Origin of the sequence: Shewanella sp. SR1, assembly GCF_020447145.1 — a bacterium.
Taxonomy (GTDB): Bacteria; Pseudomonadota; Gammaproteobacteria; order Enterobacterales; family Shewanellaceae; genus Shewanella; species Shewanella baltica.
On record NZ_JAJAEF010000018.1, the window covers coordinates 95,735 to 104,854 of the forward strand.

General features: G+C 44.8%; 9 protein-coding genes. 8 read left to right on the forward strand and 1 reads right to left on the reverse strand.

Annotation, left to right across the window (positions count from 1 at the left end):
* Positions 1 to 39: 39 nt before the first annotated feature.
* From KV201_RS16380 to deoD, 8 genes are all read left to right on the forward strand, one after another.
* Positions 40 to 243 (forward strand): hypothetical protein, encoded by a 204-nt coding sequence (locus KV201_RS16380; RefSeq protein WP_310796059.1) that lies wholly within the window; start codon positions 40 to 42, stop codon positions 241 to 243.
* Positions 244 to 253: 10 nt separating this feature from the next.
* Positions 254 to 1,018: a TatD family hydrolase gene (locus tag KV201_RS16385; protein ID WP_226059928.1), complete on the forward strand. Its 765-nt coding sequence runs from the start codon at positions 254 to 256 to the stop codon at positions 1,016 to 1,018.
* Between the two features lie 176 nt (positions 1,019 to 1,194).
* Complete coding sequence (locus tag KV201_RS16390) at positions 1,195 to 2,454, forward strand: NupC/NupG family nucleoside CNT transporter (protein WP_226059929.1); 1,260 nt, start codon at positions 1,195 to 1,197, stop codon at positions 2,452 to 2,454.
* Positions 2,455 to 2,801: 347 nt separating this feature from the next.
* Complete coding sequence (locus KV201_RS16395) at positions 2,802 to 3,641, forward strand: outer membrane protein OmpK (protein WP_226059930.1); 840 nt, start codon at positions 2,802 to 2,804, stop codon at positions 3,639 to 3,641.
* A gap of 421 nt (positions 3,642 to 4,062) precedes the next feature.
* Positions 4,063 to 4,833, forward strand: a complete 771-nt coding sequence (gene deoC, locus KV201_RS16400; protein ID WP_006086931.1) for a deoxyribose-phosphate aldolase — start codon at positions 4,063 to 4,065, stop codon at positions 4,831 to 4,833.
* 184 nt (positions 4,834 to 5,017) lie between these two features.
* Entirely contained in the window at positions 5,018 to 6,349 is a 1,332-nt protein-coding gene (gene deoA, locus KV201_RS16405) for a thymidine phosphorylase (protein ID WP_006082703.1), read from the forward strand.
* A 9-nt stretch (positions 6,350 to 6,358) separates the two neighbouring features.
* On the forward strand, positions 6,359 to 7,573 hold the full coding sequence (locus KV201_RS16410) for a phosphopentomutase (protein ID WP_006082702.1): 1,215 nt from the start codon (positions 6,359 to 6,361) through the stop codon (positions 7,571 to 7,573).
* A 91-nt stretch (positions 7,574 to 7,664) separates the two neighbouring features.
* On the forward strand, positions 7,665 to 8,375 hold the full coding sequence (gene deoD / locus KV201_RS16415; protein ID WP_006086929.1) for a purine-nucleoside phosphorylase: 711 nt from the start codon (positions 7,665 to 7,667) through the stop codon (positions 8,373 to 8,375).
* Positions 8,376 to 8,419: 44 nt separating this feature from the next.
* On the opposite strand, the gene KV201_RS16420 is transcribed toward deoD, so the two are convergent.
* A partial coding sequence (locus KV201_RS16420) for an IS3 family transposase (RefSeq protein ID WP_226059931.1) occupies positions 8,420 to 9,120 on the reverse strand: 701 nt, incomplete at its 5' end.

Below are 9,120 nucleotides of genomic sequence, written 5' to 3' on the forward strand. Positions count from 1 at the left end.
TTTGTATCTAATGAAATCTAAAAACGGTTCTGGATGTGAATGATGGCGAATTGGATCACAAAAACATGGCAGGTTTATATTCAGTGGTGCGACCGCATGGGGCTGACACCTGAAAATCGTCGTTGTTGTATGCCACGCCTTGAAGATCCGCCATTAGCGGTAAAATGCGCTAAAGCGACTACGGCTGACGAAACTGCATTGCCGCCCGAAGCGCATTCAAACGGCAAATCGACCACAGAGTGAGGTATTTGCAGTGATTGATACCCACGCACATCTAGATTTTGCCGAGTTTGATCTTGACCGCGATGCTGTGGTGCAGCGAATGCGCAGTGTTGGGGTTAATAATCTGATTATTCCTGGCGTGTCCCCGCAGCACTGGCACAAACAGCTCGCTGTTGCCGAACAATATCAAACCTATTTTGCCCTTGGCATCCATCCTTGGTTTTGCCCAGAGGATGTTGATGCAGCGATCTTAGCATTAACATCTAAAGTTGCCGCGTTGCTCGAATGTCCTCGTTTTGTTGCTATTGGTGAATGTGGCTTAGATAAGCTTTATTCCTCAACATGGCCACAGCAGTTAGCGTTTTTTGAGGCGCAACTGACGTTAGCTAAATCCGTTAATCTGCCGGTGATTATTCATAGTGTGAAGGCACATCCCGAGGTTTTGGCCTGTTTAAAAAAGTATCAATTGCCTAGAGGCGGTGTGATACATGCTTTTTCTGGCAGTGTTGAGATTGCACAGGAATATATCAAGTTAGGTTTTAAGCTGGGAATTGGTGGTTTGATTATGAATCCAAATGCCAAAAAATTACTCAAAACTGTCACTGAACTCCCGCTCGAACACCTCATACTTGAGACTGATTCTCCGGCTATGACGCCGATAAATGTTGCTGAAAAACGTAACCAACCCGCTAACCTTGTTCTTTTTATAGACAAAATTGCCGCTTTGCAAAAAAAATCAAGTGTTCTAATATCAGAACACTTGATGTCGAATGCTACGCAACTATTTGACCTTTAGCTGTTTTTGTATAAACAGGTGTAGGTCGCACTAGCATTCCGCACTAAGCGATTGAAATTAAACTCCAAAAATATGATCAAAACGACGATTTTCGACTTGGGCTCGGGTATAATCTGACTCGGAAATAGGTTGATTAACAACATAATTAAAAAGTGTTAACAATAGGGTGATGGTTAATGGATATATTAATGAGTTTAGTAGGGGTGGTCACCCTACTTGCGATAGGTTTCCTCCTATCGAATAACAAAAAAGCAATTAATTTACGTACAGTGGGTGGCGCTTTAGCTATCCAGGCCGCTTTCGGTGGTTTTGTACTGTACGTTCCTGTTGGTAAAGACATTCTTAAAGGTATGTCTGATGCCGTTTCTAGCGTTATTGGTTACGCACAAAACGGTATCGGTTTCCTGTTCGGTGACTTAGCTAACTTCAAACTTGGCTTCATCTTCGCAGTAAACGTGTTACCCGTTATTGTGTTTTTCTCTTCTTTGATCGCGGTTCTATATTACTTAGGCATTATGCAGTGGGTCATCCGTATCATCGGTGGTGGTTTACAAAAAGCATTGGGCACAAGTCGTACTGAATCTATGTCAGCAACAGCTAACATCTTCGTTGGTCAAACTGAAGCCCCATTAGTGGTTCGTCCATTCATTCCAACTATGACGCAGTCTGAACTGTTTGCGATCATGGTAGGTGGTTTGGCATCAATCGCGGGTTCAGTATTGGCTGGTTACGCGCAGATGGGTGTACCTATCGAGTATTTAGTTGCCGCATCATTCATGGCAGCACCAGGCGGTCTATTAATGGCTAAACTGATGCACCCTGAAACAGAAGTTGCTAAGAATGATATGAGCGATTTGCCAGAAGATCCTGACAAACCAGCTAACGCATTAGACGCAGCTGCAGCAGGTGCTTCATCTGGTATGCACTTAGCGCTGAACGTAGGTGCTATGTTGTTAGCCTTCGTTGGTTTGATCGCTATGGTCAACGGTATTATTGGTGGTGTAGGTGGTTGGTTTGGTCTTGAAGGTTTAACACTTGAACTCATTCTTGGCTATGTGTTCATGCCTTTAGCTTTCCTAATCGGTGTACCTTGGAACGAAGCTTTGGTAGCAGGTTCATTCATTGGTCAAAAGATCGTTATTAACGAATTTGTTGCTTACTTGAACTTCGCACCTTACTTAAAAGACATTGCTGATGGCGGTTTAGTGGTAGCAGAAACTGGTTTAGCTATGTCAGGTAAAACGAAAGCGATTATTTCGTTTGCTCTGTGTGGTTTCGCTAACTTGTCTTCAATTGCGATTCTGCTTGGTGGTCTAGGTGCTATGGCTCCTAATCGTCGTCATGATTTAGCTACAATGGGTATTCGTGCGGTTATCGCCGGTTCTTTAGCTAACTTAATGAGTGCAACACTTGCTGGCTTGTTCTATGTCGGCTAAGTAGTTGCGCACGGGGGAAACCCCACTAACTGGGTCCTGACCATGCAGGGCGGGACCTAAGTTAATTCAACCATTTTCCAGTAGTGATTCCTGTAGTGAATAGTTTCTCCAATTGAAAAACACAGAATGCAACTGAGATGTAGCTGTCATTCTGTCTTAAATGTCGTAGTTCCACGGTTAAGTTAATTAATCGTAATGCAGAAGTCGCGACTTTGTTCACAATTAAGAATTTTGTGTTTGTAATTTTATGCTAGATTATTGAGATTTTTTTTAATCTAGGTAGAATGCGAGCGCCACAAAAAGAACGCTACCCTTGATGGTAGTAAACAAGATAAATGGGGTTGATGATGAAAAACGTTAAAACTTTAGCTTTAGCCGCTACTGCTGTAGCTGCAATCTCTGGCAACGCATTTGCCGCTGATCGTACTGATCTTCACGGTACTGATTACAAGTGGATGCAGTTCAACGCTATGTACTCTATCGGTGAAAAGCCAGATAACCCAGCAACAGGCGATCAACACAACTATTTAGAAATGGAATTCGGCGGTCGTTCTGGCGTATTCGATCTATACGGTTATGTTGACGTATTCAACTTAGCAAACCAATCAAGCAGCAACGGCGACAAGAACCCAGGTTCTGACACAAGCAAAATTTTCATGAAGTTTGCTCCACGTGTATCTATCGATGCCTTGACTGGTAAAGACCTGTCTTTCGGTCCAATCCAAGAAGTTTACTTCTCTACTCTGTTCAACTGGGATGGTCTTAACGGCAATGGCGTTAACTCTTCATTCTGGGGTGTTGGTGCTGACGTAAACGTGCCTTGGTTAGGTAAAACTGGCATGAACTTGTACGGTTTCTATGACCTGAACGCTAAAGAATGGAACGGCTACCAGTTCTCTGCTAACTGGTTTAAACCTTTCTATTTCTTTGATAACAAGAGCTTCCTGTCATTCCAAGGTTACATCGATTACCAATTTGGTGCTGATGCGACTAATGACATTTATGTGCCTAAAACCTCTAACGGCGGTAACATCTTCTTCGGCCTATACTGGCACTCAGATCGTTATGCTCTGGGCTATGGCTTGAAAGGCTTCAAAGACGTTTATCTGCTTGAAGATAAAGGCGGTATTGTTGGTTTAGAATCAACAGGTTGGTCACACTACCTGTCAGCTACTTACAAGTTCTAATTTCTTGTAATACTAGTTGCTTGTTGGAGCCGCATTATGCGGCTCCATCTTTGTTTTACCATGAGTCTTTATCTAAGCCTATTAGGCTAACAAGTAGGTTTATATAAAGGTTTGTGTTTTTCTCGCGCTAAAATGGATTTTTCGCGGAAAAGTAGGAGCAAGATTTTATTCGTATCCTCTCTTCCGGTCTTCAAGGATTCAAGTCGTGGTCACTTATAAGTTATTTTAAGTGTCAGGATGCCTATTGCTCTTTATGACTTAGGCAAGATTGAATACCTACAACAAGGTAGTTTGTATAAGCAAATTACTCGGCACCGCCTGAAGGCCCGGCCATAAAAATAATCAAAATAATGCCACCTCTTAAGCGTTGCTTTTATGCGACTGATTTCTATTCATTTAATTTTTATTTTGGAGAGCTATTATGACTGATTTAAAAAAAGCAGCACAACGCGCAATCGAGTTAATGGACTTAACGACTTTGAATGATGACGACACAGATCAAAAAGTGATCGACCTGTGCCACAAAGCGAAAACGGCTGCGGGCAATACTGCCGCTATCTGCATTTACCCACGTTTCATCCCAATTGCACGTAAGACACTCGATGAAATCGGTGCTGAAGATATCCAAATCGCCACTGTGACTAACTTCCCCCATGGCAACGATGACATTGCCATTGCTGTACTCGAAACCCGCGCTGCCGTTGCCTATGGTGCCGACGAAGTTGACGTGGTATTCCCATACCGTGCGCTGATGGAAGGCAATGAAACGATTGGTTTTGAATTAGTTAAAGCCTGTAAAGAAGCCTGTGGTGAAGTCTTGTTAAAAGTCATCATCGAATCTGGCGTGTTAGCTGATCCTGCGCTTATCCGCCGTGCATCTGAGCTTTCAATCGATGCGGGTGCTGACTTTATCAAAACTTCTACGGGTAAAGTGCCTGTAAACGCCACACTCGAAGCGGCTGAGATCATGTTAACTGTGATCAGCGAAAAGAATACCCAAGTAGGCTTCAAGCCTGCCGGTGGTGTGCGTGATGCTGCCCAAGCGGCTGAGTTCCTCGGTGTTGCAGAGCGTATTTTAGGGGCTGACTGGGTTTCACCGCGTACCTTTAGATTTGGTGCTTCAAGCTTATTAAACAGCTTGCTGCACACACTAGAACTGGCTGATGCGCCTAAGCCAACTCAAGGCTATTAATCGCAAACTATCGCTGATTAATACTATCAGCGTATAGCGAGCCTAATTAAGTGTGACCTAAATCTATTTGGCAAACTCAAAACTTCGATAGTATTAACTTGTAATATTGCTACAGTTTTGATGTTTCATTGCAAAGATAGACACTAGCGACAGGGTCGTTAGTGTCTATCTTGGAGGCAGTATCATGTTTCTAGCTCAAGAGATTATTCGTAAAAAACGTAATGGTTTAGCGCTAAGTTCCGAAGAAATACAGTTCTTTGTTCAAGGTATCACCACCAACTCCGTATCTGAAGGTCAGATCGCCGCATTAGGCATGGCGGTGTATTTTAATGACATGAATATGGATGAAAGAATCGCTTTAACGACAGCGATGCGAGATTCAGGCACTGTGCTTAATTGGCAATCATTGGGACTCAACGGTCCTGTCATCGACAAACACAGCACTGGTGGTGTCGGCGATGTGATTAGTCTCATGCTTGGCCCTATGGCTGCGGCTTGTGGCGGTTATGTGCCTATGATTTCTGGGCGCGGCCTAGGTCATACTGGCGGTACACTCGATAAGTTTGATGCCATTCCGGGTTACCAAACTGAGCCTTCAAGTGAATTGTTCCGCAAAGTGGTTAAAGAAGTCGGGGTGGCGATTATTGGCCAAACGGGCGATCTCGTTCCTGCCGATAAACGCTTCTATTCTATTCGCGATAATACCGCCACCGTTGAATCCATTTCCCTTATCACAGCATCGATCCTGTCTAAGAAATTAGCCTGTAATTTAGATGCGTTGGCGATGGACGTGAAAGTCGGTAGCGGCGCTTTTATGCCAACCTATGAGGCATCGGAAGAATTAGCTCGCAGTATTGCAGCTGTTGCTAATGGCGCTGGTACTAAAACGACGGCTTTACTTACCGATATGAATCAAGTGCTTGCATCTTGTGCAGGTAACGCGGTTGAAGTGAAAGAAGCCATCGACTTTTTAACGGGTGCTTACCGTAACCCGCGTTTATATGAAGTCACTATGGGTCTTTGTGCTGAGATGCTGCTTCTGGGCGGTCTTGCAAGCAATGAAGCCGATGCTCGCGCTAAACTGAATCGTGTACTCGACAATGGTCGCGCTGCAGAACTCTTTGGCAAGATGGTGTCGGGTCTTGGTGGTCCGGTTGATTTTGTTGAAAACTACAGTAAATACCTGCCGCAGTCACAAATTATTCGCCCAGTTTTTGCCGATATGCAAGGTTATGCCTATAGCATGGATACCCGTGAGTTAGGTTTAGCGGTTGTGACCTTAGGTGGCGGCCGCCGTAAGCCTGGCGATGCACTAGACTATAGTGTTGGCTTAACCCAAGTGTGTGCCCTAGGCGATAAAGTGGATTCATCGACGCCGATTGCCGTTATCCATGCACAATCTGAAGCCGCCTTCGCGGAAGCGGAACTCGCGGTGAAAAAAGCGATTCACATTGGTGAAACCGCTCCAGAAAAAACACCTGAGATCTATGCCTATATTCGTGCATCGGATCTTTAAGGAAGAATTATGAAACGTACCATTATTATGATGTTGGACTCCTTTGGAGTCGGTGCTTCTGCTGATGCAGCAAGCTTTGGTGATGTTGGTTCCGATACCTTTGGTCATATTGCTAAAGCATGTGCTGAAGGCAAAGCCGATATTGGCCGTGAAGGCCCACTTAAATTACCTAACCTAGCGCGCTTAGGTTTAGGCCATGCGGCGATGGAAAGTACTGGCGCCTTTGCCCCAGGTTTTGGTGACAATGTTGAGCTGATTGGTGCTTATGGTCATGCCCAAGAGTTAAGTTCGGGTAAAGATACCCCGAGCGGTCACTGGGAAATGGCGGGCGTGCCCGTACTATTCGAATGGGGTTATTTCAGCGAGCACCAAAATTCTTTCCCTAAAGAACTGACGGATAAGATTTTAGCCCGTGCGGGTCTGGATGGTTTTTTAGGTAATTGTCATGCTTCTGGCACAACTATTTTAGAAGAGTTAGGCGAAGAGCATATGCGCTCTGGCATGCCTATTTTCTATACCTCAGCCGATTCTGTGTTTCAAATCGCCTGCCATGAGGAAACCTTCGGTTTAGACAATCTTTATCGTCTTTGCGAAATAACCCGTGAAGAGTTAGAACCTTACAATATAGGTCGCGTTATTGCCCGTCCATTTGATGGTACTGGCCCAAGTGACTTTGCCCGTACTGGCAATCGTAAGGATTATTCGCTCGCGCCACCTGCAAAAACCGTATTAGATAAGCTGAATGAAGCGGGCGGTGAAGTGGTGAGTGTGGGCAAGATTGCCGACATTTATGCTTACTGCGGTATCACTAAAAAAGTGAAGGCGAACGGCTTAGAAGCGCTTTTCGATGCGACCTTAGCCGAAGTGAAATCTGCGGGTGATAACACTATAGTGTTTACTAACTTCGTGGATTTTGACTCTCACTATGGTCATCGCCGTGATGTGGCTGGTTACGCTAAAGGGTTGGAATATTTCGATGCCCGTTTGCCTGAAATGCTCGCATTATTGGGTGAAGACGATCTGCTGATTTTAACGGCGGATCACGGTTGCGATCCAACATGGCAAGGCACGGATCATACCCGTGAATATGTGCCAGTATTAGCCTTTGGCGCTGGATTGAAAGCAGGTTCTCTGGGTCGTCGTAAGAGCTTTGCCGATATCGGTCAATCTATTGCGAGCCACTTTAAGCTTGAACCTATGGCCTATGGTGAATCTTTCCTTTAGGCAAATTAGCATTTATTTCGATTTGGCGGCTGACATTTGCCGCCAGTAAACAAAGACTTAAGTCTTAATAAAATAAACAGGGGTTATTTCGATGGCAACACCACACATTAATGCTGTAGAGGGCGCATTCGCTGAGACAATGCTGTTTCCAGGCGATCCATTACGTGCAAAATATATTGCTGAAACATTCTTAGAAAATGTTGAGCAAGTGACTGATGTTCGAAACATGCTAGGTTTTACCGGTACTTACAAAGGTAAGCGTATTTCAGTTATGGGTTCTGGCATGGGTATTCCTTCATGCTCTATCTATGCAACTGAATTAATTCGTGATTACGGCGTTAAAAACCTGATCCGTGTGGGTACTTGTGGTGCGATCAGCACTGACGTTAAAGTGCGTGACGTGATCATCGGTATGGGTGCATGTACTGACTCAGCGGTTAACCGTTTACGTTTTAAAGGCCAAGATTTTGCTGCTATCGCTAACTATGAGCTGATGAATGCGGTTATCGAATCTGCGAAAGTTCGTGGCACTAAAGTTCGCGTAGGTAACATTTTCTCTGCGGACCTGTTCTACACTCCTGATCCACAAATGTTCGACGTGATGGAGAAGATGGGCGTGTTAGGCGTTGAAATGGAAGCGGCTGGTCTGTACGGTGTTGCCCATGAGTTTGGTGCACGTGCCCTGTGTGTTGTGACTGTATCTGATCACATCCGCACCGGTGAAAAGACTTCTGCAGAAGAACGTCAAACCACATTCAATGACATGATCATCATGACATTAGAAGCAGCGATTACACTGTAACTGTGTAAGAGTGTGTGTCCCGTCCTAAGATAGGTTGACAGTTTCTAGGCCAGCTCCAGTAGCTGGCCTTTTCTTTTATGCACCTGATTGGGTGTTTCCATATCCAAACTCAGATGCGGTCTCATTTCGTTGTATATCGCTATCGATTCTCTAACAAGTCTTTTCAGCTCTTCCAACGTTTTACATCGGTAGAGTAAAAACTCCTGCTTCAGGATCCCGTTTACTCGTTCTGCTAACGCATTTTGATAGCAATCATAACCGTCTGTCATCGACGGCTGAATATGGTTGGCCTGCAGTTCATCTTGATAAACAGCTGAGCAGTATTGCGAACCTCGGTCTGAGTGATGGACCGCATTAGCGCTATAGCGCTTATCTTTGACCGCCATTTTCAGTGCTTTCACTACGCTTTCTGCTTTCATGTCCGAACTCAAGTGATGACCGACTATCTTACGTGACGCGGTATCGGTCACCAGTGACAAATAGTGCACGCCTTGGTCTGATTCGAGATAGGTAATATCGCTGACCAGTACATGCTCGGCATCGTGTAGTCCTTCTTCCTTCAGCAGGTTGGGATGCTTCTTCATCCAATGCTTGCTGAATGTCGTTTTTGTGAAGCTTCTCTTGGGCTTAACTAGCAAGCCTTCACTTCTCAAGTAGGTAAAGAACCCGTCTCGCCCGAGTTTGATATCATGTTCAACCAGCTTTGGCTGTATCAAGGTATAGAGCTTACGCGTCCCCAATCGTG

Excerpts from the sequence above, each read along its gene's own strand:
- KV201_RS16410 (WP_006082702.1), top strand. The coding sequence starts at position 6,359 with ATGAAACGTACCATTATTATGATGTTGGACTCCTTTGGAGTCGGTGCT.
- KV201_RS16395 (WP_226059930.1), top strand. The coding sequence starts at position 2,802 with ATGAAAAACGTTAAAACTTTAGCTTTAGCCGCTACTGCTGTAGCTGCA.
- deoC (WP_006086931.1), top strand. The coding sequence starts at position 4,063 with ATGACTGATTTAAAAAAAGCAGCACAACGCGCAATCGAGTTAATGGAC.
- KV201_RS16390 (WP_226059929.1), top strand. The coding sequence starts at position 1,195 with ATGGATATATTAATGAGTTTAGTAGGGGTGGTCACCCTACTTGCGATA.
- KV201_RS16380 (WP_310796059.1), top strand. The coding sequence starts at position 40 with ATGATGGCGAATTGGATCACAAAAACATGGCAGGTTTATATTCAGTGG.
- deoA (WP_006082703.1), top strand. The coding sequence starts at position 5,018 with ATGTTTCTAGCTCAAGAGATTATTCGTAAAAAACGTAATGGTTTAGCG.
- deoD (WP_006086929.1), top strand. The coding sequence starts at position 7,665 with ATGGCAACACCACACATTAATGCTGTAGAGGGCGCATTCGCTGAGACA.